Source organism: Nocardia gipuzkoensis (assembly GCF_021183645.1).
In the GTDB taxonomy this organism is placed as follows: domain Bacteria; phylum Actinomycetota; class Actinomycetes; order Mycobacteriales; family Mycobacteriaceae; genus Nocardia; species Nocardia abscessus.
Genome location: NZ_CP089225.1, coordinates 1,728,900 through 1,752,740, shown reverse-complemented (window position 1 = coordinate 1,752,740; position 23,841 = coordinate 1,728,900). Strand labels below are relative to the sequence as shown.

Annotated in this window: 29 protein-coding genes; 24 read left to right on the top strand and 5 right to left on the bottom strand. The window is 67.9% G+C overall.

What is annotated here, in order from left to right; all coding sequences use genetic code 11:
• Nucleotides 1-30: 30 nt before the first annotated feature.
• Entirely contained in the window at nt 31-849 is an 819-nt protein-coding gene (locus tag LTT66_RS08005; protein ID WP_233065590.1) for an enoyl-CoA hydratase, read from the bottom strand.
• A 127-nt stretch (nt 850-976) separates the two neighbouring features.
• Between LTT66_RS08005 and LTT66_RS08000 the strand changes: the two genes are divergently transcribed.
• On the top strand, nt 977-2,215 hold the full coding sequence (locus LTT66_RS08000; protein ID WP_233065588.1) for a TetR/AcrR family transcriptional regulator: 1,239 nt from the start codon (nt 977-979) through the stop codon (nt 2,213-2,215).
• A gap of 14 nt (nt 2,216-2,229) precedes the next feature.
• On the opposite strand, the gene LTT66_RS07995 is transcribed toward LTT66_RS08000, so the two are convergent.
• The gene (locus tag LTT66_RS07995) at nt 2,230-3,756 is read right to left on the bottom strand and encodes an aldehyde dehydrogenase family protein (protein ID WP_233069060.1); all 1,527 of its coding nucleotides are present in this window, start codon (nt 3,754-3,756) and stop codon (nt 2,230-2,232) included.
• A 434-nt stretch (nt 3,757-4,190) separates the two neighbouring features.
• Between LTT66_RS07995 and LTT66_RS07990 the strand changes: the two genes are divergently transcribed.
• From LTT66_RS07990 to LTT66_RS07980, 3 genes are read left to right on the top strand one after another with little or no spacing between them, the layout of a single operon-like run.
• On the top strand, nt 4,191-5,174 hold the full coding sequence (locus LTT66_RS07990) for an ATP-binding cassette domain-containing protein (protein ID WP_195154512.1): 984 nt from the start codon (nt 4,191-4,193) through the stop codon (nt 5,172-5,174).
• On the top strand, nt 5,171-5,995 hold the full coding sequence (locus LTT66_RS07985; protein WP_195154513.1) for an ABC transporter permease: 825 nt from the start codon (nt 5,171-5,173) through the stop codon (nt 5,993-5,995). Before LTT66_RS07990 ends, LTT66_RS07985 begins: the two co-directional genes overlap by 4 nt.
• Nucleotides 5,992-6,870: an ABC transporter permease gene (locus LTT66_RS07980; RefSeq protein ID WP_195098964.1), complete on the top strand. Its 879-nt coding sequence runs from the start codon at nt 5,992-5,994 to the stop codon at nt 6,868-6,870. The genes LTT66_RS07985 and LTT66_RS07980 overlap by 4 nt, the downstream gene beginning before the upstream one ends.
• 30 nt (nt 6,871-6,900) lie before the next feature.
• Here the strand turns inward: LTT66_RS07980 and LTT66_RS07975 are convergent, their stop codons facing one another.
• The gene (locus LTT66_RS07975; RefSeq protein ID WP_233065586.1) at nt 6,901-8,097 is read right to left on the bottom strand and encodes a lycopene cyclase family protein; all 1,197 of its coding nucleotides are present in this window, start codon (nt 8,095-8,097) and stop codon (nt 6,901-6,903) included.
• A gap of 233 nt (nt 8,098-8,330) precedes the next feature.
• Between LTT66_RS07975 and LTT66_RS07970 the strand changes: the two genes are divergently transcribed.
• The 3 genes from LTT66_RS07970 to LTT66_RS07960 are packed head-to-tail and all read left to right on the top strand — an operon-like array spanning nt 8,331 to nt 10,991.
• Complete coding sequence (locus tag LTT66_RS07970) at nt 8,331-9,335, top strand: alpha/beta hydrolase (RefSeq protein WP_195067162.1); 1,005 nt, start codon at nt 8,331-8,333, stop codon at nt 9,333-9,335.
• A gap of 17 nt (nt 9,336-9,352) precedes the next feature.
• Entirely contained in the window at nt 9,353-10,288 is a 936-nt protein-coding gene (locus tag LTT66_RS07965; RefSeq protein WP_233065584.1) for an esterase/lipase family protein, read from the top strand.
• Between the two features lie 49 nt (nt 10,289-10,337).
• Entirely contained in the window at nt 10,338-10,991 is a 654-nt protein-coding gene (locus tag LTT66_RS07960; protein ID WP_233065582.1) for an ATP-binding cassette domain-containing protein, read from the top strand.
• A 74-nt stretch (nt 10,992-11,065) separates the two neighbouring features.
• Here LTT66_RS07960 and LTT66_RS07955 read toward each other — a convergent pair whose 3' ends face one another.
• Complete coding sequence (locus LTT66_RS07955; protein ID WP_233065580.1) at nt 11,066-11,542, bottom strand: hotdog fold domain-containing protein; 477 nt, start codon at nt 11,540-11,542, stop codon at nt 11,066-11,068.
• Between the two features lie 573 nt (nt 11,543-12,115).
• Between LTT66_RS07955 and rpsJ the strand changes: the two genes are divergently transcribed.
• The 12 genes from rpsJ (at nt 12,116) to LTT66_RS07895 (ending at nt 18,416) form a co-directional block, all read left to right on the top strand.
• Nucleotides 12,116-12,421, top strand: a complete 306-nt coding sequence (gene rpsJ / locus LTT66_RS07950) for a 30S ribosomal protein S10 (RefSeq protein WP_003938093.1) — start codon at nt 12,116-12,118, stop codon at nt 12,419-12,421.
• 14 nt (nt 12,422-12,435) lie between these two features.
• Nucleotides 12,436-13,101, top strand: coding sequence for a 50S ribosomal protein L3 (gene rplC, locus LTT66_RS07945; RefSeq protein ID WP_043687243.1), 666 nt, complete (start codon nt 12,436-12,438; stop codon nt 13,099-13,101).
• Nucleotides 13,098-13,787, top strand: coding sequence for a 50S ribosomal protein L4 (gene rplD, locus LTT66_RS07940; RefSeq protein ID WP_181724134.1), 690 nt, complete (start codon nt 13,098-13,100; stop codon nt 13,785-13,787). The genes rplC and rplD overlap by 4 nt, the downstream gene beginning before the upstream one ends.
• Complete coding sequence (rplW, locus tag LTT66_RS07935) at nt 13,784-14,089, top strand: 50S ribosomal protein L23 (protein ID WP_011207266.1); 306 nt, start codon at nt 13,784-13,786, stop codon at nt 14,087-14,089. Before rplD ends, rplW begins: the two co-directional genes overlap by 4 nt.
• 33 nt (nt 14,090-14,122) lie before the next feature.
• A complete protein-coding gene (rplB, locus tag LTT66_RS07930; RefSeq protein WP_181724135.1) occupies nt 14,123-14,959 on the top strand; it encodes a 50S ribosomal protein L2 in 837 nt (278 codons plus the stop codon).
• Between the two features lie 15 nt (nt 14,960-14,974).
• Entirely contained in the window at nt 14,975-15,256 is a 282-nt protein-coding gene (gene rpsS / locus LTT66_RS07925) for a 30S ribosomal protein S19 (protein ID WP_043687250.1), read from the top strand.
• Complete coding sequence (rplV, locus tag LTT66_RS07920; protein WP_043687255.1) at nt 15,253-15,657, top strand: 50S ribosomal protein L22; 405 nt, start codon at nt 15,253-15,255, stop codon at nt 15,655-15,657. Before rpsS ends, rplV begins: the two co-directional genes overlap by 4 nt.
• Nucleotides 15,658-16,452, top strand: a complete 795-nt coding sequence (gene rpsC / locus LTT66_RS07915) for a 30S ribosomal protein S3 (protein ID WP_043687258.1) — start codon at nt 15,658-15,660, stop codon at nt 16,450-16,452. It abuts the gene before it with no gap.
• 3 nt (nt 16,453-16,455) lie between these two features.
• Nucleotides 16,456-16,872: a 50S ribosomal protein L16 gene (rplP, locus tag LTT66_RS07910; RefSeq protein ID WP_040864842.1), complete on the top strand. Its 417-nt coding sequence runs from the start codon at nt 16,456-16,458 to the stop codon at nt 16,870-16,872.
• Nucleotides 16,872-17,111: a 50S ribosomal protein L29 gene (gene rpmC, locus LTT66_RS07905; protein WP_043687268.1), complete on the top strand. Its 240-nt coding sequence runs from the start codon at nt 16,872-16,874 to the stop codon at nt 17,109-17,111. Before rplP ends, rpmC begins: the two co-directional genes overlap by 1 nt.
• Nucleotides 17,108-17,380, top strand: coding sequence for a 30S ribosomal protein S17 (rpsQ, locus tag LTT66_RS07900; protein ID WP_181724136.1), 273 nt, complete (start codon nt 17,108-17,110; stop codon nt 17,378-17,380). The genes rpmC and rpsQ overlap by 4 nt, the downstream gene beginning before the upstream one ends.
• Before the next feature lie 214 nt (nt 17,381-17,594).
• Complete coding sequence (locus tag LTT66_RS07895) at nt 17,595-18,416, top strand: phosphatase (protein WP_233065578.1); 822 nt, start codon at nt 17,595-17,597, stop codon at nt 18,414-18,416.
• Here LTT66_RS07895 and LTT66_RS07890 read toward each other — a convergent pair.
• On the bottom strand, nt 18,328-19,341 hold the full coding sequence (locus LTT66_RS07890; protein ID WP_233065576.1) for an NAD-dependent epimerase/dehydratase family protein: 1,014 nt from the start codon (nt 19,339-19,341) through the stop codon (nt 18,328-18,330). The two genes, LTT66_RS07895 and LTT66_RS07890, sit on opposite strands and share 89 nt — an antisense overlap.
• A gap of 107 nt (nt 19,342-19,448) precedes the next feature.
• On the opposite strand from LTT66_RS07890, the gene LTT66_RS07885 reads away from it, so the two are divergent.
• From LTT66_RS07885 to LTT66_RS07865, 5 genes are all read left to right on the top strand, one after another.
• A complete protein-coding gene (locus LTT66_RS07885) occupies nt 19,449-19,673 on the top strand; it encodes a ribbon-helix-helix domain-containing protein (RefSeq protein ID WP_051046219.1) in 225 nt (74 codons plus the stop codon).
• Entirely contained in the window at nt 19,670-20,116 is a 447-nt protein-coding gene (locus LTT66_RS07880; protein ID WP_233065574.1) for a type II toxin-antitoxin system VapC family toxin, read from the top strand. The genes LTT66_RS07885 and LTT66_RS07880 overlap by 4 nt, the downstream gene beginning before the upstream one ends.
• 158 nt (nt 20,117-20,274) lie before the next feature.
• The gene (locus tag LTT66_RS07875; protein WP_233065572.1) at nt 20,275-20,664 is read left to right on the top strand and encodes an NUDIX domain-containing protein; all 390 of its coding nucleotides are present in this window, start codon (nt 20,275-20,277) and stop codon (nt 20,662-20,664) included.
• Between the two features lie 192 nt (nt 20,665-20,856).
• Nucleotides 20,857-21,324 carry an EXLDI protein gene (locus LTT66_RS07870; RefSeq protein WP_233065570.1) on the top strand — a complete coding sequence of 156 codons (468 nt, stop codon included), beginning with the start codon at nt 20,857-20,859 and terminating at the stop codon, nt 21,322-21,324.
• 39 nt (nt 21,325-21,363) lie between these two features.
• Entirely contained in the window at nt 21,364-23,559 is a 2,196-nt protein-coding gene (locus tag LTT66_RS07865) for an MMPL family transporter (protein ID WP_233065568.1), read from the top strand.
• Nucleotides 23,560-23,841 lie beyond the last annotated feature (282 nt).

Genomic DNA, 23,841 nt, shown 5'->3' with positions numbered 1-23,841 from the left:
CCTGCCGGTCGGCCTGTTCCGGCGGGCTGATCAGTCGGCGAAGACCGGCTTGCGCTTGGTGAGCATCGCGGTGGCGCCCTCGACGAAATCGGGGGAGCGCAACAGCTCGGTCTGGCCTGCTTTCTCGGCGGCCAGGGCCGCGTCGAGGGAGATCAGGGTGGCCTGGTTCAGCGCCTGCTTGGTGAGCTCCAGCGCACGGCGCGGTCCGGCGGCGATCTTCGTGACCCCGGCCTCCACCGCGGCGTCGAGTTCGTCATCGGGCACGACCGCGGTGAACAGGCCGGCGGCCGCGGCTTCGCGTGCGGGCAGCCGCTCGCCGAGCAGCGCCATCCGCGCCGCCAGCGGGCGGCCCGCCGCCGCGGCGACCAGCGCGGCCGCGCCGCCGTCGGGCATCAGGCCGATGTTGATGAAGGCCAGCAGCAGATAGGAGTCCTCGCTCGCGTAGACCAGGTCGGCGGCCAGCGCGATGCCGACGCCGACGCCCGCCGCGGCGCCCCGGATGCGCACGATCACCGGGACCGGCGCGTCGACGATGGCGCGTACCAGCCGGTTCGCCGCGTCCATCACCATGTCCGAGGTGATGCCGCGGCGTGCCTCGTCGGCGCTGGCCGACAGATCGGCGCCGGTGCAGAAATCGCCGCCCTCGCCGGTCAGCACGATCGCCCGCACGGCGCGGTCCTCGGCCGCCGAGCGGAAGGTGTCCCCGAGCGCGACCATGGTGTCGTAGTCGATGGCGTTCTTCCGCTTAGGGTTGGTGATCGTGATCCGGAGTACTTTGCCGTCCTGAACCGCCGTGAACCTCGTGGCGGTGGGCTCGGCGGTCGGAACCGCGGAATCGTTGTTGCTCATGTTCGCTCCTAAGCTGCAATTCGGCGGACGCCAAGCCGTGAATAGTGGTTAACTTTGCGAATTGTGGTTAACTTAGGTTCCATTGTCGGGCGCTGTCAACCAGCGCCGCCGGAGAACGGAGAGGTGCATGGTCGCGGATCGCAGCGAGGTCGGCCTCGCTCCCGCGCGGCCCGACCCGGGCAGGAGGGCGGGCGCGGAGGGCGCGTCGTCGGTGCGACGCCGTCCGAAGGACCGGAAGGTCCAGATCATCCGGGCGGCCGCGCGAGCGTTCAGCGAACGCGGGTACTACCCGGTCGGCGTGGACGAGATCGCCGCCGAGGTGGGCATCTCCGGTCCGGCTCTGTACCGGCACTTCACCAACAAGTACGCGCTGCTGGTCGCGGCCGCCGAGGAGGGCGCGCGGCACCTGCTGACCGTCGCCGAGGCCGCCGATGACACCCGGCTGGATCCGCGGCAGCGCCTGGACGCGCTGATCCGCGCGATCAGCGAGCACACTGTCGAGATCCGCCGTGAGGCCGGGCTCTACCGGTGGGAGCGGCGCTATCTCGAGCGCGACGACCGGGTTCGGATCCGGAAGATCTACGACGACCTGAACAGCACCCTGATGGGGCCGATCGCGCTGCTTCGACCCGACGCGCCGTCCGCGGACACGGCGATGCTGGCGGCGGGCGTGCTCAGCGCGATCGCGAGCATCGCCGCGCACCGCACCGCACTGTCGAGCGCGCGGCTGCTGCCGCTGCTGCACGAGATGGCCTGGTCGGTTCTGCGTACCGAGCTGCCGCCCGCGCCGGCCGAACCGGATCCCGGGCCGCCCGTGCGCGGCATCCCGGTGACCTCGAAGCGTGAACAGTTGCTCACCGAGGCCATCCGGATCTTCGGCAGGCAGGGCTATCACGAGGCGAGCATCGAGGAGGTGGGCGCCGCGGTCGGCATCAACGCCTCGAGTGTGTACCGGTACTTCGCGAGCAAAGCCGACCTGCTCGCCGCGGCCTTCTACCGCACAGGCGACCGGCTGGCCATCGCGATCACCGAGGCGCTCGCCGAGGCGGCCAGCCGCGAGGAAGCCGCGCGACGACTGGCCGACCGCTACGCCAAACTGAGTTTCGCCATGCCGGAGATCATGCCGGTCTACTACGCGGAGTTCACCAATCTGCCGCAGGCCGAGCAGCACAAGCTGCGCGCCATCCAGCGGCAGAACGTACTGGAGTGGGCGAACCTGCTGGACGGTGATCCGGTGGAGGCGCGTTTCCGGGTGCACGCCGCCATCAGCCAGGTGATCGATGTGGGCCGGTTGATCCGATTCGATTCCCGGCCCGCGCAATTGGCACGGGTCACCGCGCTCATGGACGCGGTGCTGCTCGGCTGAGCGGTATCCGCCGCTCAGGGGCGGCGGCCGTGCCGGATCCGGAATATCGTCCGGGCCAACCGAAGATGACGCGGGTGCCGATCGAACGTGGACAGGTTCACCGGCGCCCGGTACCGCTTGCGCGTGATGGCCAGGGTCCTGCTGAACTCGCGCAGCCCCTGGTCGCCGTGGCTGTGGCCTTGGCCGTATTCGCCCACGCCGCCGAAGGGCAACGCGGGAATGCCCGCGTAGGCGGTCGAGGAATTGATGGTGACCACCCCGGCGCGCAATTGTTCGGCGAACGCCTCGATCTCGTGCACATCCCTGGTGAACACCGACACCGCGACGTCGGTGCCGACCGCGTTGATCCGCTCGGCGGCCTCGTCCATGCTCGCCACCTTGTTGACGATGAGCACCGGGCCGATGCCCTCACCGGTGATCGCGATGCTCTCCTCCGGCACCTCGGCCAGCACGATCGGCTCGATGTAGGGCTCGCGGATCGACTCCAGACCGCCGACCACCGCGCGGCCGCCGCGGGCCACCGCGTCGCGCACCTGCTTGCGCACCACCTCGACCTGCGACTCCATGATCATCGGGCCGTAGGACGCCTTCCGATCCGCGCCGGGCCGCAGTTTGCGCGCCTGGTCGACGACCAGGTCCAGGAACCGGTCGTAGACCGATTGGGCGACGTAGGCCCGCTGGATGCCGGTGGCGTTCTGCCCGGCGTTGGCCATCGCCCCGAAGACGGCGGCCTCGGCGGCGTCGTCCAGCTTCGCGTCGACGTGCACGACCATGCTGCCCTTGCCGCTGCGCTCCACGACGACCGGTGTCATGGTCTGCGCGCACACCGAGATCACCTCGCGCGCGCCCGCCTCCGAACCGGCGTAGGCGATCTTGTCGACCTTCGCCCGGCACAGCGCGTTGCCGGTGGCCTTGTCTCCCGTGACCACTTGCAGCACCGGCTGGTTCGGTGCGAGCCGGGACCAGCTGTCGGCCAGCCACACGCCCACGCCGGTGGTCAGCTCGTGCGGCTTGAACACCACGGCGTTGCCCGCCGCCATCGCGTAGGCGATCGAACCCATCGGCGTGAACACCGGGTTGTTCCACGGGCCGAGCACGCCGACGACGCCCAGCGGCAGATAACCGACGGTGGCTCGCTGGTTGCGGGTGAGCCAGCTGGAACCGATGCGCCGCCGGTCCAGCGCGCGGCCCGCGTTGCGCGCGGCCCAGTCCAGGTTCTCCACCGCGAGCAGCACCTCGATCGCGGCGTCGGCTTCCGGCTTCCCGGTCTCCTCGCACAGCAGGGTGACCAATTCGCCCGAGCGGCGGACGATCTCGCGTTTCCAGTCCAGCAGCCACCGTCTGCGGCTGCTGAATCCCAGCTCCGCCCACCATTTTTCGGCGGAGCGGGCCGCGCGCACCGCGCGATTCAGTTCGCCGGCGCTCATCACGGCGTAATTGCCCACGACCTCACCGGTGCGCGGATCATAAGACGTCAGCACGTTCGTTCGGCCCGTTCCTCCCGGACGCGCCGCCAACCGTGGCTGCGCGGACTCGGCCATGATCACCTCTCGCAGTGTCGAAACCGGCGTGCGGACCGCTCAGCGGGGCACAGCCGCGGACGAGTGAGTGTGGTCCCCCGCGAAGCAGACTATGGTCTGGCGCGGCGGCCCGACAAGGCTCGGCCGCCGGCTCCCGGCCGCACCGGATCGCGCTCACCAGCGTCGATCCCTTGCGTGACGGACGGGCGGCGAGAAATGTGAGTAAGGACACAATTGGCGCACGCCGAACTGGGCGGCCGGCGAGCCTTCGCTCGGCCCGGCGCGGGTCGGGGCAAGACTTCGTCCGGCGGTGCCCCGGATGTGTCCCCGCGCGCGGCGAAAGGCCAGACCATCGGCCGGTAACATCACGCCGAGCGCGACGGATCACCAATCTGGGCGTGCGCGTGCGCTCGGGCGACGTGGTCGTCGCCGTACCGGCCGATAGTGGAGAGTTGATGCCGAGTTCCAACCAAGCAGATTCGCATGCGGGTGAGCCAGCGGTCCGGGTAGCGGACGTCCGCAAGTCGTTCGGCGACGTGCATGCGCTGCAGGGCGTCAGCTTCGTCGCCGAACGTGCTTCCGTCCTCGGCATCCTGGGGCCCAACGGTGCGGGCAAGACGACCATGGTGAAGGTGCTGTCCACCCTGCTGCGCCCCGACTCCGGCACCGCCGTCGTCGCCGGGCACGACGTGCTGAAGGACCCGGCGGGCGTGCGGCGATCGATCATGATGACCGGTCAGTACGCGGCGCTGGACGAGAACCTCTCCGGCCGGGAGAACCTGGAGTTGTTCGGCAGGCTGATGGGCTTGGGCAAGTCCGTCGCCCGCAAGCGCGCCGACACCCTGCTGGAGGAATTCGACCTGGTGAGCGCGGGCCGCCGCGCCGTGCGCCACTACTCCGGCGGCATGCGCCGCCGCGTCGATATCGCCTGCGGCCTGGTGGTGCGTCCCGAAGTGGTGTTCCTGGACGAGCCGACCACCGGCCTGGACCCGCGCAGCCGCCAGGGTGTGTGGGATCTGGTCACCGCGCTGAAGACGCAAGGCATCACGGTGCTGCTGACCACGCAGTACCTGGAGGAAGCCGATGTGCTCAGCGACAACATCATCGTCATCGACAAGGGCACGGTGATCGCCGAGGGCACCGCCGACGAACTCAAGGAGAAGACCGGCGGCAGCTACTGCGAAGTGGTCCCCTTGGATCCGAAGAAGCTGCGCACCGCCGCGTACGCGCTCGGCGACCTGGTGCCGCCCGCGGTGATGGCCGACCTCGACGGCGGCGACCGGCTGTCCATCCCGGCGCCGGAGGGCGCCGCCACGCTGACCGAGGCGCTGCGCAGACTCGACAGCGCGGGCGTCGACCTGGCCGACATCGCGCTGCGCCGCCCCTCGCTCGATGACGTGTTCCTGTCCATCACCGGCCATTCGGGCGGGCGCGCGTGACCGCTGCGACCGCCCCGGAACACGCCGAGGCCGAGGTGAGCTTGTTCGCCGAGCTTCCCGCGGCGCGGCTGTCGTCGTTCGCGCAGTGGCGCGCGCTGACCGGCCGGATCATCTGGACCATGGCCACCAAGGGCGAGCTGATCGTGGCGATGGTCACGCCGCTGGTGTTCACCGTCGGCTTCTACCTGCCGCTGCGCTACGTGATGAAGTTCCAGGGCGTCGACTACGCCCAGTACGTCATGCCGATCATCGTGTTGCAGACCATGGCGTTCACGATGATGTCGAACGCACAACTGGCCGCGTTCGAGGCGATGACCGGACTGAGCACCCGCCTGCAGACCATGCCGATCGGGACGCTGGTGCCGTTCACCGCGCGCATCTGCGCCGGACTGGTCCGCTCGGTCACCTCGCTCACCGCGGCGGTGCTCTTCGGGCACATGATCGGCTTCCGCTTCGACGCGGGTCTCGGCCAGGCCGTGCTGTTCTGCACGTTCTCCCTCGGCGTCGGCACGGTGCTGGCGATCGGCGCCGACGCGCTGGGCAGCCTGACCAAGAGTCCGGAGTCGCTGAGCCAGGCGCTGACCCTGCCGACGCTGATCTTCGGCATGCTCTCCTGCGGGTTCGTGCCGGAACGCAATTTCCCGGAGTGGATTCGTCCCTTCGTGCGCAATCAGCCGATCTCCCAGTTCTCCTTCGCTCTGCGCGACATGGCGGCCGACGGCGTGACCTGGCAGGTGTTGTGGGTGCCGTTGGTGTGGTTGATCGGGCTCGCCGCGGCGTTCGTTCCGTTGGCGATCTGGGCGAGTGTGAGGCGGTCATGAGTCCGGTGGAATCGACCGTGGAGCGCACCAGCCAGCGGGCCGACGAGGTCGAGGTACGCGCGAGCGAACCGCTGCCGATCGTCCGGGCGAAGCCGGAGGGTTCGCTGGTCACCTGGGTCACGCAGAGCCTGATCCAGTGCAAGAGGCTGCTGCTGGTCTGGGCGCGCGATCCGGCGACGACCATCCAGACGCTGGTTTATCCCGCGCTGACCTTGGTGATGTTCTACATCGTCCTGAACAAGCCGGTCACCGGGGCCACCGGCATGCCCGCCGTGTACGGCACCGTTCCGCTGTTGACGCTGGTCGCCGCGATGTCCGGCGCGGTGGTGAGCGCGCTCGGTTTCAAGACCGAGAAGATGACCGGGCTGCTCGGCCGGTTCTGGACGATGCCGGTGCATCGTGCGGCCGGATTCACCGGACGACTGCTCGCTGAGGCGGTCCGCGTCCTGGTGACCACACTGTTCGTCGTGGCGGTCGGCCTGCTGCTCGGCTTCCGGTTCGATCAGGGGCCTGCGGCTGCGGTGGCGTTCATCGGCATCCCGGTCCTGTTCGGGGTCGCGTTCGCCGTTCTGGTCACCGCGCTGGCGACCGTCTCCGAGGGCGTCATGCTGGTGAACATCATCGGCATCGTCAACACGCTGCTGATGTTCTTCAACTCCGGTTTCGTGCCCGTTTTCGCCTACCCGGTCTGGTTGCAGGACGTGGTGGCGAACCAGCCGATGAGCTGCGCGATCGATGCGATGCGCGGGTTGTCCTACGGTGGCGCGGTCGCCGAGCCGCTGATCAAGACGGTCGCCTGGACGCTCGGGTTGATCGTCGTGTTCGCCTATCCGGCGGTCAGGGGATACCGGCGGGCCGCGGAGACGGGGCCCTAGCCGCAGGCCCTCGCCGTGCGCCGGTCGTGCTCACCGCACCCGGCGTTCGGCCGATTCCCGCGGTTGGGCGAAGTCGTAATCCAGCCAGCGATCCCGGTTGGTCCAGCCGACCAGGTCGTAGCGCCAGCGGAACGGCCAGGTGTTCGCAACCGTGTCGAACAGCACGGCGCCGAGTGCCGTGTAGTCGTCGTGGGCGGACAGCAGCGCGCGCTGGCCGCGCGGGGAGGCGCTGAAGAACGCGTCGAACATGGCGATGGACTGTTCGGTGGTGAGCCTGCCGAGGCCGTACAGGCCGCGCATCCGCATCCAATACACCAGTCGCGCACGCGGCGGCCACAGCGCGGCGATCGGGTCGCGGCCCTGGCGCAGCGCGGTGATCGCGGTGTCGACCAGCGCCAATGAGTCGGCGACGCTGTACCCCGTGCACGGGTGCATCATGCCGCCGCGGGAACCGAAGGGAATGGCGCGCGCGGTACCGCGGCGCGGTGGCGGCTGGTCGAGCGGATAGTGCGCCGCTTCGCTGGATTCGGCGCCGGTGAGGCGGATGCCGTGCGCGGCCAGGCGGTGCAGCGTGCGTTTGCGCAATTCGTGCTGCGGCATGCCGCCGCGCAGGCCGAGGCTGGTCTCCTCGAAGATCACCGTGCCGTCGCCCAGCGGTACGGCGTAGAGGAACGACGGTGGCTCGTCCGGGCCTGCGCCGTTCTCCGGTCGCCAGTCCAGCAATAGACCCTCGCCCTCGACGACCATCGGCGCGGCGGTCTCGGCGTCGACGAAGATCCCGTGCGCGCTCGCCGCCCGGCGCCGTCCGAGCGAAGGCAGCCCGCGGGTGTCGAACACCGCCGCGGCTCGGTGCACCGTGCCGTCGGCGAGTTCCACCTCGTGCGCGTCCACCCGGGTGGCGCGGCCCGGCACCACGGTGGCGTCGTCGAGCGCGAGCGCCGCGTGCAGACCCGGCTTGGACAGCACGCAGTACGGGCGGTCGATGCGGTGTTCGGTCTCGGTCCAGACCGTGGGCGCCGGGATGGTGGTCGCGATGGCCGTGGACGGCAGCCACCCCGGCAACTCGTCCACCCAGCAGGAGAACGTGGGCGGCCACAGTCGCTCGGGCCGCGGGTCGACGGCGGTGACCGACAGCCCGGCGCGCATCGCGCGGTGCGCCAGCGCCCGCCCGGTGGGACCGAGCCCCACCACGCACACATCGACTTCCCGGCCCGCGCTGACACCCATAGGGGCATTCAATCCGCTGGGCCGATGCGAGCGCAACTATCCGAAGCGCGCGAGCCCAAGGAATTCGGGTCTCGCGATATCGGAATAAATCGGCGGTACGACGGCGAGAATTCTGCTTCCGCGCGTGCCCCCAGAATCAGTGGCCCAGCAAGTTCAGTCGTGAAATGGATTGCGGCGCACCATACCGTGGTCTCGGAACGCGAGGCGTTCCGGGATTCGGGATAAGGGGAGTCATGAGAGGAAGTCACTTCCGCCGGTTGGTGTTGTCGGCGGCCGTCATCGGCGCCGCGGCATCGGCGGTCGTGTCGGTGCAGGCGAACGCGGCGCCCGCGGAGTCTTCTATCGTTTCCGTGCGGGAGCACGATGCGCGGAACCTGACCTTGACGGTGCATTCCGCCGCCATGGATCTCGATATTCCGGTCGAAGTGCAGCGCGCGGCGGACACGAGCGTGCCGCGCCCGGTGCTGTACATGCTGCTCGGCGCGGCCGGTGGCATCGACGGCTCCACCTGGGCCACCAAGACCGACGCGATGCAATTCCTCGCGGACAAGAACGTCCACGCGGTCACGCCGATCGGCGGGATGTTCAGCTACTACGCGGACTGGGAGAAGGACGATCCCAGACTCGGTCGCCAGAAGTGGAAGACCTTCCTCAGCAGCGAACTGCCGCCGCTGATCGACGCCTATCTCGGCACCAGCGGACGAAATGGGGTCGCGGGCTTCTCCATGTCGGCGACGACGACCCTCGCGCTGGCCGCGACCACCGGTGACTTGTTCTCCAGCGTCGCCGCCTATAGCGGCTGCGCACAGACCAGCGATCCGGTCGGCCGGGAGTTCGTCCGGCTGACCGTCGAGGAGTGGGGCCTGGCCGAGCTCGACAATATGTGGGGGCCCGCTGACGATCCGCAATGGAAGGCCAACGACCCGTATGTGCATGCGGAGGGACTGCGCGGAAAGTCCATCTACATCGCGAGCGGAAATGGCATACCCGGCGTCTACGACCAGTACGGCGGGAAATACTCCCTGAACGGGCCGTGGGGTTTCGCGAATCAACTCGTGGTCGGCGGGGTCATCGAGGCGGCCACCAATTATTGCTCGCACAACATGAAAGACCGGTTGGACAGTCTCGGAATCCCCGCGCGATACAACTTCCGGCCGGAAGGTACCCATTCCTGGGGATATTGGGAGGACGCGCTGAAGGACTCCTGGCCGACCCTCGCCGCTCCCTTGGGAATCTGATCGGCCGGGATTTCGAGATGCCTCTTCGCTTTCGGGCCGCGCGAGTCGCCGCCCTCATGATGGTCGCGGCCTGCGCGACGCTGCTGCACGCGCCGAGCGTGGCCGCCGCCCCACAGACGCCGGCGCTGGACGGCGCCAACGATTGGTCCTGCCGGCCCACCCAGGTGCGGCCGGAACCGGTCATCCTTGTGCACGGCTCGGGTACCGATGTCGGCCGCAGCTTTCCGTTGCTCGCGCCCGCCGTACGGGCCGAGGGGCATTGCGTGTTCGCCGCGAATCTGGGTGCGGCGCCGGGCGTCGTCGACGCGGTGAGCGGGCAGACCGGTTCCAGTTCGACCGGCATCGGGCCGATCGGCGCCGCCCTGATGGGGCGCGAGCTCTACGGGGTGGCCGACATCGATCGGATGGCGGGCGAACTCGCCGAGGTCGTGCGCTCGGTGCGGGAAACGACCGGTGCGAGCCGGGTGGCGCTGGTCGGCCATTCCACCGGCGGCACCGTGATCCGGCAGTATCTGCGGGCCCGCGGCGCGGACGCGGTCTCGCAGGTGGTGACGCTCGGCACGCCGTATCGCGGCACGACCTGGGACGGGCTGCGCGCGGGCTACCCGGACCTGGCCTCGCTCGGCTTGGGCAACGCCCAGATCGCGGCCCAGGTCTTCGGGACTCCGGGACAGCAGCAGGTGGTCGGGTCACCGTTGCTGAACCGGCTGAACGCGGGGGGCGAGACCGTGCCCGGCCTCCGGTACACGGCCATCGCCTCCCGCGCCGACCAGGTGATCACGCCGCAGGACACCGCCCTGCTCGCCGCGCCCACCGCCGCCGACCGCAATGTCTGGCTGCAGGACGGCTGCGCAGGCAACGCCGCGGGCCACAGCGGCATGCTGGAAGACCCGCGCACCACCGCCGCCGTTCTCTCGGCGCTCGCGGGTGATCAGCGAGCGTTGCCCTGCTGATCTCACCGCGGCCGGACAAGTTTGTTCACGACGAAAACGGAGTAGCTCGGTGGGTCTCGGCATTACTTGTACCGGCCTGCGCCGCGAATTCGCGGGAGTGGCCGTTGTCGATGATGTGACGTTTCAAGCCCCTGCGGGCCGAGTCACCGCGGTAGTCGGTCCGAACGGTGCGGGAAAGACGACTTTGCTGCTGATGCTAGCCGGTCAGTTGCGCCCGCACCGAGGGCAGCTGCGCGTGGAGGACGCGGATCCGAGTGTCGAGCCGTGGGTGGTCCGAGCCAAGGTCGGCTGGGTTCCCGACATGCACGAAGGCAACGAGACGTGGACCGTCGCCGAGACTTTGGCGTATTCGGCGAAAATCGCCGGTCACAGCGGAGACGCGGCCGCGCGCCTTGTCGATCGAGCAGTACGTCTGTCGCGCTTGCGCGAACTCTGTGCCAAACCCGTTCTGCGCCTTTCCCGCAGTGAGAAGAAGTGGCTGGGCTTGGCCAGGGCGCTCGTGTCCGATCCGGCGGCGCTCGTGCTGGACAATCCGATGGCGGACCTGGATGACGACGGCCGTCGCTATCTCGCGGAAATGCTGCGAACTCTGGCGAGGCAGAACATGACGATCGTCGTCTCGGCTTGCGCGAAGGACGGGCTCGCTGGATGCGCGGAGCGAACCTTGCATATCGACCAGGGTCGAGTCGTCGCTACCGAGTGAAGGCATAGCGCTCGTGAAGATCCTGGCCTTCGCTCTCGAAACCGGGCTCCCGGATCGCGGAGGTTCGGCCGCGGCTATTTGGGCGTGACCCACGTGGTGATGTCGGCGTGCACCACCTCGAGGCCGTGCTTGTCGTAGATCGAGACCGGCACCACCAATTCGCGCCCTTCGGTGATGCTCGCGAAATCGGGGACCTCCGGCAGCTTCGCCACCGCCCGCAGACCGGTCTCGGCCTTGGCCAGGTACTGGACGTGCATCGCCTTCGGGATCCACCGGTGCGTCCCGGGCACCGTCGCCTCGCTGAGCATGCCCATCGCGACCTCGGCGAGATTGCACGCCGCGATTGCGTGAAAAGTGCCCAGGTGGTTGTGGATTCCGAACCACTTCGGCGAAGTCACCTCGCACAACCCCGGTTCGAGCCGGACCACGTTCGGCAGCACGGTGCCGAAGTAGGGCACCCGGGCCACCATCCCGAGCGAGAACAGGGCATGCCCCAGCCGGTTGTCCGGCAGCTTCTTCCAGCCGCGGTAGGTCGCGGTCTCTTTCGTCATGCGCATATCTTACTCAAAAGTAAGTTTCTCGCGGCCGACTGCGGCTTCGGAGTGCGCCGGGCGGCTGAGTGCTGTCCGAATCGGGCGCAACGGCGACCGGAGGGGGACGGATTTGAAGTCACCGACCGGGGTCGTGCATACTGTTCGGGTTGCCTTGCACCGGGCCGCGTCTGTTTCCCTGTGAAACGACTGGCCGGGCGAGGTGAGCAGTACCCCATCGTGTACCTCGCCGGGTTTCCGGCGCGGGTACGTCCGGGACACGTTCCAGGCCTGAGATGCTTTGCGATCCGAGGCCGAGGAATGAGCGGACGGGCGACACGCCCGACCGCGTGGACCGGAGAACCATGACAGATGAACAGCGGCGAGGATCGGGCGTGCCCGGTCATTGGTCTCCACTGTGCCGGATCCAGCCCAATAGGGGCCCTGCGTGATCACGCAGGTTGCCTCCTCCGGGCCGGACCGCTCGGGCTGGGACGTCTTCGTGTGTTCGGGCTGTGCAAATGAGGGTGGTCCAGAGGGCTGGTGTAGCCGGCTTCCGGATCACGAAGGAAAGCGGAGAAAAGGACACTTAGCGTGGCGGGACAAAAGATCCGCATCAGGCTCAAGGCCTATGACCACGAGGCGATCGACGCATCGGCGCGCAAAATCGTGGAGACGGTGACCCGCACCGGGGCACGCGTCGTCGGCCCGGTGCCGTTGCCGACCGAGAAGAACGTGTACTGCGTCATCCGTTCGCCGCACAAGTACAAGGACTCGCGCGAGCACTTCGAGATGCGTACGCACAAGCGCCTTATCGACATCCTCGACCCGACGCCGAAGACGGTGGACGCGCTGATGCGCATCGACCTGCCGGCCAGCGTCGACGTCAACATTCAGTGACGGGGACTCGAGACATGACTGACAACAAGAACAGGCCGGCCGCCGGCATCCTGGGCACCAAGCTCGGCATGACCCAGGTCTTCGACGACAAGAACCGCGTCGTTCCCGTGACCGTCATCAAGGCCGGGCCGAACGTCGTCACCCAGATCCGCACCGTGGAGCGCGACGGCTACAGCGCCGTCCAGGTCGCTTTCGGCGCCATCGACCCGCGCAAGGTGAACAAGCCGGTCTCCGGCCAGTTCGCCAAGGCGGGCGTCACCCCGCGCCGCCACGTCGTCGAGATCCGCGTCGCGGACGCCTCCACCTTCGAGGTCGGCCAGGAGATCAGCGCCGACGTGTTCGAAGAGGGCAGCTACGTCGACGTCACCGGCACCAGCAAGGGCAAGGGCTTCGCGGGCACCATGAAGCGCCACGGCTTCCGTGGTCAGGGTGCCTCGCACGGTGCGCAGGCCGTGCACCGCCGCCCGGGTTCGATCGGTGGCTGCGCCACCCCCGGCCGCGTGTTCAAGGGCATGCGCATGTCGGGCCGGATGGGTAACGACCGGGTCACCACGCAGAACCTGTCGGTGCACAAGGTGGATGCCGAAAACGGCCTGCTGCTGATCAAGGGAGCGATCCCGGGTCGCAAGGGCGGCGTCGTGATCGTCAAGAGCGCCGTGAAGGGTGGTGCGCACGCATGACGAGCTCAGCTGTGAACACTGAGAAGAAGTCTGCAAATCTGACGCTGCCGGTCAAGGAGATCGGCGGCAAGACCAACGGCACCGTCGATCTCCCCGCCGAGATCTTCGACGTGACCGCCAACATCGCGCTGATGCACCAGGTCGTCGTGGCCCAGCAGGCCGCGGCCCGCCAGGGCACCCACGCGACCAAGACCCGTGGCCAGGTGCGCGGTGGTGGCAAGAAGCCGTACCGGCAGAAGGGCACCGGTCGCGCCCGCCAGGGTTCGACCCGCGCGCCGCAGTTCACCGGCGGTGGCACCGTGCACGGCCCGCAGCCGCGCGACTACAGCCAGCGCCTGCCCAAGAAGATGAAGGCCGCCGCCCTGCGTGGCGCCCTGTCCGATCGGGCGCGCAACGAGCGTATCCACGTGATCACCGAACTGGTGTCGGGCCAGGCCCCGTCCACCAAGACCGCCAAGAGCTTCCTGGCCGAGCTGTCGGACCGCAAGAAGTTCCTGGTCGTCGTCGGCCGCGAGGACGTCGCCGCGTGGAAGAGCGTGGCGAACCTGCAGAACGTGCACCCGATCGCCCCGGACCAGCTCAACACCTACGACGTGCTCAACAGCGACGACGTGGTGTTCAGCGTCGAGGCGCTCAACACGTTCGTGCACGGCCCGGCCGAGGCTGCACAGGAGGAGAGCAAGTGACCACCATCGCCGACCCCCGCGACATTCTGCTGGCGCCGGTCATCTCCGAGAAGTCCTACGGGCTGATCGAGGAGGGCACCTACACCTTCCTGGTGCACCCGGACTCGAACAAGACGCAGATCAAGATCGCCGTGGAGAAGGTCTTCGGTGTGAAGGTGACCAGCGTCAACACCGCCAACCGTCAGGGCAAGCGCAAGCGGACCCGCTTCGGTTACGGCAAGCGCAAGAACACCAAGCGCGCGCTCGTGACCATCTCGGCCGACAGCAAGCCCATCGAGATCTTCGGAGGCCCGGTCGCGTAAGCGCCCGGGAATCCAGAAAGCAGAGAAGAACTCATGGCAATCCGTAAGTACAAGCCGACTACGCCGGGCCGTCGTGGCTCCAGCGTCTCGGACTTCGCCGAGATCACCCGGTCGGAACCGGAGAAGTCGCTGCTGCGTCCGCTGACCAAGTCCGGCGGCCGCAACGCCCACGGCCGGATCACCACCCGGCACCGTGGTGGCGGGCACAAGCGCGCCTACCGTCTGATCGACTTCCGTCGCCTGGACAAGGACGGCATCCCGGCCAAGGTCGCGCACATCGAGTACGACCCGAACCGCACCGCGAACATCGCGCTGCTGCACTTCGTGGACGGCGAGAAGCGCTACATCATCGCCCCCAAGGGCGTGACGCAGGGCACCCGCATCGAGTCCGGCCCGACGGCCGACATCAAGCCGGGCAACAACCTGCCGCTGCGCAACATCCCGACCGGTACCACCATCCACGCGGTGGAGCTGCGTCCGGGCGGCGGCGCCAAGCTGGCCCGCTCGGCGGGGATGAGCATCCAGCTGCTGGGTAAGGAAGGCCCCTACGCCACGCTGCGTATGCCCTCCGGTGAGATCCGTCGCGTCGACGTGCGCTGCCGCGCCACCGTCGGCGAGGTCGGCAACGCCGAGCAGTCGAACATCAACTGGGGTAAGGCCGGCCGCATGCGCTGGAAGGGTCGCCGCCCCACGGTCCGTGGTGTCGTCATGAACCCGGTCGACCACCCGCATGGTGGTGGTGAGGGCAAGACCTCCGGTGGTCGCCACCCGGTCTCGCCGTGGGGTCAGCCGGAAGGCCGCACCCGCAAGCCCAACCGTCCGAGCGACAAGCTCATCGTCCGCCGTCGCAAGACCGGCAAGAAGCGCTGAAGGAGGAGGTAAGAAATGCCACGCAGCCTCAAGAAAGGCCCGTTCGTCGATGACCACCTCCTGAAGAAGGTGGACGTGCAGAACGAGAAGGGCACCAAGCAGGTCATCAAGACCTGGTCGCGTCGTTCGACCATCATCCCCGATTTCATCGGGCACACGTTCTCGGTGCACGACGGCCGCAAGCACGTGCCGGTGTTCATCTCGGACAACATGGTCGGGCACAAGCTCGGTGAGTTCGCGCCGACCAGGACGTTCAAGAGCCACGTCAAGGAAGACCGGAAGAGCAAGCGGCGATGACGACGACTGAGACTCAGAACCCGACTGCGCGCGCGACCGCCAAGCACGTTCGCGTGACCCCGATGAAGGCACGCCGTGTCGTGGACCTGGTCCGCGGCAAGCGCGTCGAGGACGCCCTCGCCCTGCTCAAGTTCGCGCCCCAGGCCGCGAGCGAGCCGGTCGCCAAGGTCGTCGCCAGCGCCGCCGCCAACGCCGAGAACAACCTCGGCCTGAACCCGGCCACGCTGGTCATCTCGACGGCCTACGTCGACGAGGGTGCGACCCTGAAGCGGTTCCAGCCGCGGGCCCAGGGCCGTGCGTTCCGCATCCGCAAGCGCACCAGCCACATCACCATCGAGGTCGAGAGCATCCCCACCGCCGGTGGATCCACTCGTAACCGCCGGAAGGGAGGGGCAAAGTAAATGGGACAGAAAATCAACCCCCATGGCTTCCGCCTCGGTATCACCACCGACTGGAAGTCGCGTTGGTACGCGGACAAGCAGTACGCGGACTACGTCAAGGAAGACGTCGCGATCCGCAAGCTGCTCGCCACCGGTATGGAGCGGGCGGGCATCTCCAAGGTCGAGATCGAGCGCACCCGTGACCGCGTGCGGGTGGACATCCACACCGCGCGTCCCGGCATCGTGATCGGCCGCCGCGGCGCCGAGGCCGACCGCATCCGCGCCGAGCTGGAGAAGCTCACCGGCAAGCAGGTCCAGCTGAACATCCTCGAGGTGAAGAACCCCGAGTCGGATGCCCAGCTGGTGGCCCAGGCCGTCGCCGAGCAGCTGTCCAACCGTGTGGCGTTCCGTCGCGCGATGCGCAAGGCCATCCAGTCGGCCATGCGTTCGCCGAACGTCAAGGGCATCCGTGTGCAGTGCTCGGGCCGCCTCGGTGGCGCCGAGATGTCGCGCTCGGAGTTCTACCGCGAGGGTCGGGTGCCGCTGCACACGCTGCGCGCCGACATCGACTACGGCCTCTACGAGGCCAAGACCACCTTCGGTCGCATCGGCGTCAAGGTCTGGATCTACAAGGGCGACATCGTCGGTGGCAAGCGTGAGCTGGCCGCCGCTGCCGCCGCGCCCGAGCGTCCGCGCCGGGAGCGGCCGAGCCGTCCGCGTCGGTCCGGTTCCACCGGCACCACTGCGACCAGCACCGAGGCCGGGCGCGCCGCCACCGCGGTGGCCGACGCGCCGGCAGAGACACAGGAGGGCTGACGCATGCTGATGCCTCGCAAGGTGAAGCACCGCAAGCAGCATCACCCGGGCCGCTCCGGCATGGCCAAGGGCGGCACCTCGGTGGCGTTCGGCGAGTTCGGCATCCAGGCGCTGGAGCCGGCGTACGTCACCAACCGGCAGATCGAGTCGGCGCGTATCGCGATGACTCGCCACATCCGCCGTGGCGGCAAGATCTGGATCAACATCTACCCGGATCGCCCGCTGACCAAGAAGCCCGCCGAGACCCGCATGGGTTCGGGTAAGGGTTCGCCGGAGTGGTGGGTCGCGAACGTCAAGCCCGGTCGCGTGATGTTCGAGATGAGCTACCCGAATGAGGAGACCGCTCGTGAGGCCCTGCGCCGCGCGATGCACAAGCTCCCGATGAAGTGCAGGATCGTGACCAGGGAGGAGCAGTTCTGATGGCTACCGGAACACCGGCCGCAGAGCTCCGCGAGCTCACCGAAGAGGAGTTGGTGGCCAAGCTGCGCGACTCCAAGGAAGAGCTGTTCAACCTGCGCTTCCAGATGGCGACGGGTCAGCTGGACAACAACCGTCGTCTGCGCGTCGTCCGTCACGAGATCGCGCGCATCTACACGGTCATGCGTGAGCGCGAGCTCGGTCTGGCCACCGCCCCCGCTGGCAAGGGAGATGCCGCATGAGCGACAAAGTTGAAGGGCAGCGCGGCACCCGCAAGGTGCGTGTCGGTTACGTTGTCTCCGACAAGATGAACAAGACGATCGTCGTCGAGCTGGAAGACCGTAACCGGCACAAGCTCTACGGCAAGATCATTCGCACCACCTCGAAGGTCAAGGCGCACGACGAGAACGAGATCGCCGGCGTCGGCGACCGCGTTCAGCTGATGGAGACCCGTCCGCTGTCGGCCACCAAGCGCTGGCGTCTGGTCGAGGTCCTGGAGAAGGCCAAGTAAGCCTTCGCCACGGCGTGAAACCGCAAGGCCCGCTTCCCGTCCAGGGAGGCGGGCCTTCGCCCTGTCCGATACCTGGGAAGTCCGTCGGAACCGATCCCGATAGGTACTGTCGTGTTGTGTCGCGGGCAGCGAACGGACCACACGTCATACGGCTGCGGGCACGACCGGAACGGCAAGTCGGTCGCGGCTTACGGCCGATGTGGAGGTGTGAGCGGTGGGGTATGTGACTCGGCCAGGCCGACCCGATGACCGGGCGCTGCTGCGGGAGCACCTGCTGAAGACTCGGATCGCGGGGGACGTCGCGACGCCTCGAGAGGGGAATCTCTCGAACTATCGGAAGATGGTGGAGAAGAATCCGAGGTATCAGTTCGGCCTGACACTGCGGGATCGGACCTTCGACGAGACCTTGGCGATGATGGCGCGACTGTGCGGAGTCAGCCCCGACCCGGGTCATCGGCGGGGTGCCGACACCATCGACGCGGACCTGACCCTCGATGCGCTCGACGCGATGGGCGCGCGGATCGGGCTCGCGGCTCGTCGCCGGGAAACCGTGCTCCTGGCGACCGGACATCCGGAGACGCTCATGGGCGTCTATCGCGCTGTCGAGGATGCCTTGCGTGCGGCGGGTTGCGTGGTGCCGACGCCTGCGGCCGGATGGTCCTACCAGGTCCTCGGTTCTTTCGGCCCGCAGTATCGCGAAATCGTCTACAGCTCGGGGGTTGCCGCACTCGGCACCGACGGTCAGCTGAAACACACGCATGACCCGCACCCGATGCGGGCGGTATTGCGGGAGTTGCGCGACGCCGACCCCAGCCGCTGGCCCGACCTGGTCATCGCCGATCACGGCTGGGCAGGGGCGGCGGGTGAGGCGGGCATCGAGACCGTCGGGTTCGCCGACAGCAACGACCCCGCGCTGTTCGCCGGGCAGGACGAGGGCAAGATCGCCGTCACGGTTCCGCTCGACGACGGCGTGCACCCCGACCACTATCAGCCGCTGACCGCCTACTTGCTCGACCGGGCGGGCCTGGGCCGGTGACCTCGAACGGGCTCGGGTGAATTCCGCCGGTCGTCGCCGCGCGCCACGTGTCGTGGACGATGGTCTCGAGGTCGGAATGCCTGGGATACCAGCCCAATTCGGACGCCGCCTTGGCGGGATCGCTGATCAGCGCGGCCGGTTCGGGCGCCGGTGGGCGATGGATCAGCTGGATTCGGCGGCCGGTCCGCCGCTCGACGGCGGCAACGACATCGCGGATGCTGCTGCCACGGCCGCTGCCGATGATGTACTGCCCGAACTCGCCCGGCGGTGACGTGTGCTCGACGCACGCGACGAAAGCGGCTGCGGCGTCGAGAACGTGCAGGTAGTCGCGAACCGCGCTGCCGTCGCCGTTGACCTCCAATGCCGAACCATTCGTCGCGGCGGCGAACGTACGGGGAATCAGGCGCGTGGGATCGGGATCGGCCCCGCCGGCGACGTTCGTCAAGCGCAGCACGGTAGCGGACAAACGACCGGTGCGCGCCTGGGCGCGGATCGCCCACTCGGCCGCCAGCTTGCTCGCGGCGTACGGGTGCGGCGGCGCGTCGGGCAGTCGCTCTGTCATCGGCCGGCGCTCCGGGCTGCCGTAGATCGAGGCGGTCGAGGCGAACACGATCCGAGCGACCCCGGCCGCGACCATCGCGTCCAGCAAGGCGACGGTCCCGCCGGTGTTCACACGAAAGTACCGGAGCGGATCGTCCGCCGACTCTCGCGCACGAGTGAGCCCGGCCAGATGACAGACCGCCGCCACGCCCGCCAGCGCATCTCGCACCCCGCCCTCGTCCAGTAGGTCGGCGACCCGACTCGTGGCCCGGACAGTCGACGCGCCGCCGCGGACCATCGCGATCGGCTCGTGCCCGGCTCTGTCCAGCAGATCGACGACCGCCCGGCCCAGATATCCATTCGCTCCAGTGACGAGGACGCGCACCACACGATCTTGTCATCGAGTGGGCCGGGTTGCTCGGGTCGGGCGACCCAGGTCGCTTTTGCGAAAAGCGGCGGGCACGTTGGTATCAATCCTGATACCATCAGTGTATGGCTTGGACCATGCGATTGCCGGAAGACGAAGAGGCGGCGCTCAACGCGCAAGCGGATGCCGAGGGTCGATCGAAACACGAAATCACTCGTGACGCGGTCCGGGCGTACCTCATGCGGCACCGCAGGTGGGAGTCGCCATTGCTCAGCGATGACGAGACTTTCGATCTGGGTGGCCCGATCGGCAAGGATGACATCCGCAACGCGATGAACCGACCCGCATGATCGTCGTCGCCGACACCTCGGGAATCCTCGCGCTGTTCAATCGTTCGGACCCCGAGCACTTCGCAGTGCGACGAGCCGCTGATTCGGCGGGCGCCATTGTCGTCAGTCCGCTGGCGCTCACCGAGGTGCATCACGTGGCGAGCGTTCGAGCCGGGCGTGAAGTGGCCGACGGTATCCTGGCTCTGATCGCCGACCGGGTCGCGTCGACGCGGCTCGTCATCTCGAGCGTCGATGCGGCGCAACTGCATACTGCGGTAGATATCCGGAAGAAGTATGGCGATCTGAATCTGGACCTGGTGGACGCGGTCTGTGTCGCCTTGGCCGATGAATTCGACACCGACACCATCCTCACACTCGACCGACGCGACTTCCGAACCTTGCGTCCCCTCGGCCGCTACCCGGCGTTTCGGATTCTGCCGGACGATCTGAGCCCCACGTCCTAGCGCCGGATCGGCCTGCGTGGCAGTGCGTTCGCCGCGCCCTTGTTTCGGAGGTGAAGCCTTGGTCGGGGCTTTCGTGGTTGGCTGGGGTGATGTCGGAGTTCGGCCGGGCGCGGTTGGCTGCGGGGGCGTTGTTCGTTCGCGGCGAGGATGTGTTCCTTGTGCGGAAGACGTATGGCAGTGGCTGGGATCTGCCGGGTGGGTATGTGGAGCCAGGGGAGGCGCCTGCGGCGGCCTGCCGGCGGGAGGTCGGTGAGGAACTCGGGATCGATCGTTTCGCTCGTCGGCTGCTCGTGCACGACTGGGCGCCGAGCCCTGGTGAAGGTGACAAGGTCCTCTACGTCTTCGACTGCGGTGAACTCGGCGCCGATGAGCGAACCATTCGATTGCAGGAGTCGGAACTCGATGCCTGGCGGTGGGTTTCGATCGCCGACATCGATGACTACCTGATACCGCGTTTGGCTCGGCGGGTGCGGCAAGCGCGCCTGGCGCACATCGACGGTTGCCCTCGGTACCTCGAACACGGCCGTCCGATAGGGCAGGTCGATTAGTCGAGCGCGGCGCCCCACGCCGGACCTGCCGCGGCCGAGGCTTGCGTTATACGTATACATCTACTTATAGTAAGACATCGGCCCGGATGTTCTGGGAACATCGATTCCGCAGTTGGAGAGACGGATTCGCCTTCGGGCCGGTTGGCAGTAGACGCATGCCTGGATGCGCACTGATCTATGAAATGGGGAACCATGACTACCGATTCGGACAAGGGCGCTGTCGAGCAGTCGGCTGGTGGCGTCACTGTCGTGAAGGAATCCGCCGCGCCGGGCGAGGCGGACGACCTCCGCGAGATCGTGTTGCGGGTGGGGCCGGGTGGCGGGCGCAAGCAGCGCTTCTCCGGCAGGCTGCTCGGTGAATTCCGCGAGTACACCAAGGTCGGGATGAACGTGTTGCGGGTCTATGTGAGCCGCAAAGGCAAGTTCGTGGTGCATCGGCACGAGACGAGCTGGCGCGAAATATCCGTCGCGGTCGACTGGACCGAATGGAAGAATTGGCGCGAGCTGCTGGGGGTCGGCAGCGGCGAGCGCGAGTGGGGTGACTACACGGTGGAGATCGTGGACGAGCCCGCCGAACTGCGAGGCCGGATTCCGGAGCACATCTACCGAACGGCCGTCGACGTGGCGGAGAACCCGACCTCGCAAGACCTGCCGATCTGACCGCCGCTTTCTCGAAATCCGGAAAGGATTTATTCGCACATGTTCGCACGACTGGGGGCCGTGGTCGTCCACAATCCGTGGAAGGTGATCGGCCTGTGGGTGCTGCTCGCCATCGCGGTGGTGGCCTCGGCGCCGGAACTGAAATCGACGACCGATCAATCCGCTTTCCTTCCCTCGCATTACGAGTCGATCCAAGCGTTGGAGTTGCAGCAGAAAGCTTTCCCGGAGAGCTCCGCCCCTGCGGCGATCATCGTGTTCGCCCGGGCGGACGGCGCGCCGTTGACCGAGGCGGACGCCGCGTCGGTCGTGTCGATCGGCGACGACCTGCGCGACGCGCAGATCAAGGACGTCACCGGGGTGCAACCGACGCCGCCGTCGGAGAACCGCCTGATCCAGATCATCGCGGTGCAGATGACGAAGGTGACGAGTCCGAACGACACCACGCAGGGCGACGCCGTCAAGGCGCTGCGCACGCAGCTGAAGGAACGCGTCGCGAGCACCGATCTGAAGGCGGGCATCACCGGTCAGGCGGCGCAGGTGCTGGACCAGACGGAATCCAGCGAGAAGGGCATGGCCATCATCGGCGTGGCCACCATCGTGCTGATCCTCGTGCTGTTGCTGGTCATCTTCCGCAGCCCGGTGATCGCGCTGCTGCCGATCGTCGTGATCGGCGCGGTCTCGAGCATGGTCGGCGGCTTGATCGCCATGATGGCCAAGGCCTTCGACCTGCAGATCGACTCCTCGGTCAATGCCATCCTGGTGGTGGTGCTGTTCGGCGTCGGCACCGACTACATCCTGTTCCTGATGTTCCGCTACCGCGAGCGGTTGCGTGCGGGCGAGGACCCGAAGACCGCCATGGTCAGCGCCGTCAGCCGGGTCGGTGAGGCGATCACGTCCGCGGCCGGCGCGGTGATCATCGCGTTCATGGCCCTGGTGCTCTCCACGCTCGGCATGTTCCGCGCTCTGGGTCCGGCGCTGGCGATCGCAGTGGCGGTCGCGCTGGCGGCCGGGCTGACGCTGGTGCCCGCGGTGGTCTCGTTGCTGGGCACCAAGGTGTTCTGGCCGTCCAAGGCGTGGCGCGCCGAGCCGAAGGGCGCGCGATTCGCCGCGGCGGGCAACGCGCTGGGCCGACGGCCCGGTGTCTTCGCCGCGGCCTCCGGCGGTGTGCTGCTGGTACTGGGGATCTTCGCCTTCGGCTTCCACCCGACGTTCGATCTCAGCTCCGGGTCGACCTCGGAGGCGTCGGAATCCGTCGTCTACAGCAAGGAACTGGTCAAGGGCATGCCCGCCGGGACCACCCAGCCTTCGGATGTCCTGTTGCGGTCAGACGGTGCGTTGACCGCCGAGCAGCTCACCGCTTACCGCAACGCGCTGGCCGGTGTACCCGGGGTGGGGCAGGTGGCCGAGCCGAAGTTGTCCACGGACAAGACGATCGCCGACTTCGCGGTGACGCTCGACGCCGCGCCGGAGTCGGACGCCGCGCTGGACACGGTCGAGGGACCGCTGCGCGACGTCGCGCACGCGGCCGCGCCTGCCGGTACCACGGCCGCCGTCGGTGGCCTGACCTCGGTGTTCGTCGACTTCCAGGACGCGATGGCGCGCGACTACGCGATCGTTTTCCCGGTCGCGGCGATCCTGATCATGATCGTGCTGGGCTTGCTGCTGCGCAGTCTGGTCGCGCCGTGGTACCTGATGGTGTCGGTGTTCCTCGGCTTCGCCGCCACACTGGGCGCCGCGGTGCTGGTGTTCCAGCACTTCCAGGGCGAGTCCGGGCTGATCTTCACGCTGCCGGTGATCATGTACCTGTTCGTGGTCGCGCTGGGCACCGACTACAACATCCTGATGGTCGCCCGGCTCCGGGAAGAGGCCCGCGAAGGCAACGAGCCGAAACAAGCGGCGGCGCTGGCCCTGCGGCACACCGGACCCACCATCGCGGCGGCCGGGGTGATCCTGGCGGGAACGTTCGCGTCGATGATGCTGGCGGGCAACAACGTCCTCGCGCAGATGGGTTTCGCCATCTCGGTGGGCATCGCGATCGCGGCCTTCGTCATGGCGATGTTCTTCACACCCGCGCTCACCGCGATCATCGGGCACAAGGCGTGGTGGCCGGGTCACGGTGACCGCAAGCCCAACGGTTCAGGGGCGCAGCACTCTGCCCCTGCCTACGATCGCGGCGTGGTGGGGACCGCGGTCGGCGAGAGCGGATCGGGACAGGAGCCGTCGAACCGCGGCTGAGCTGTCGACTACCGAGCCGTGCACCCGGAATCCGCCGGGTGCACGGCTTTTCGCGCAACGTCGGCGCGTGCCGACGGACGACCGGATAGCGTTGCCACATGGAGTATCTGCTCTTCGTGGTGGTGGTCGCGATCGTCGTGTTGGCGGTCGTCCGCATCACAGGCAAGCGGCCCGGCGACGCACAGCGACGCCGTCGGCGCGGATGGGGCGCGGGGGACGGCGGTGGCGATTCCGGGGGCGGTTGCGGCGGCGGAAGCAGTTGCGGTGGTGGGAGCAGCTGTG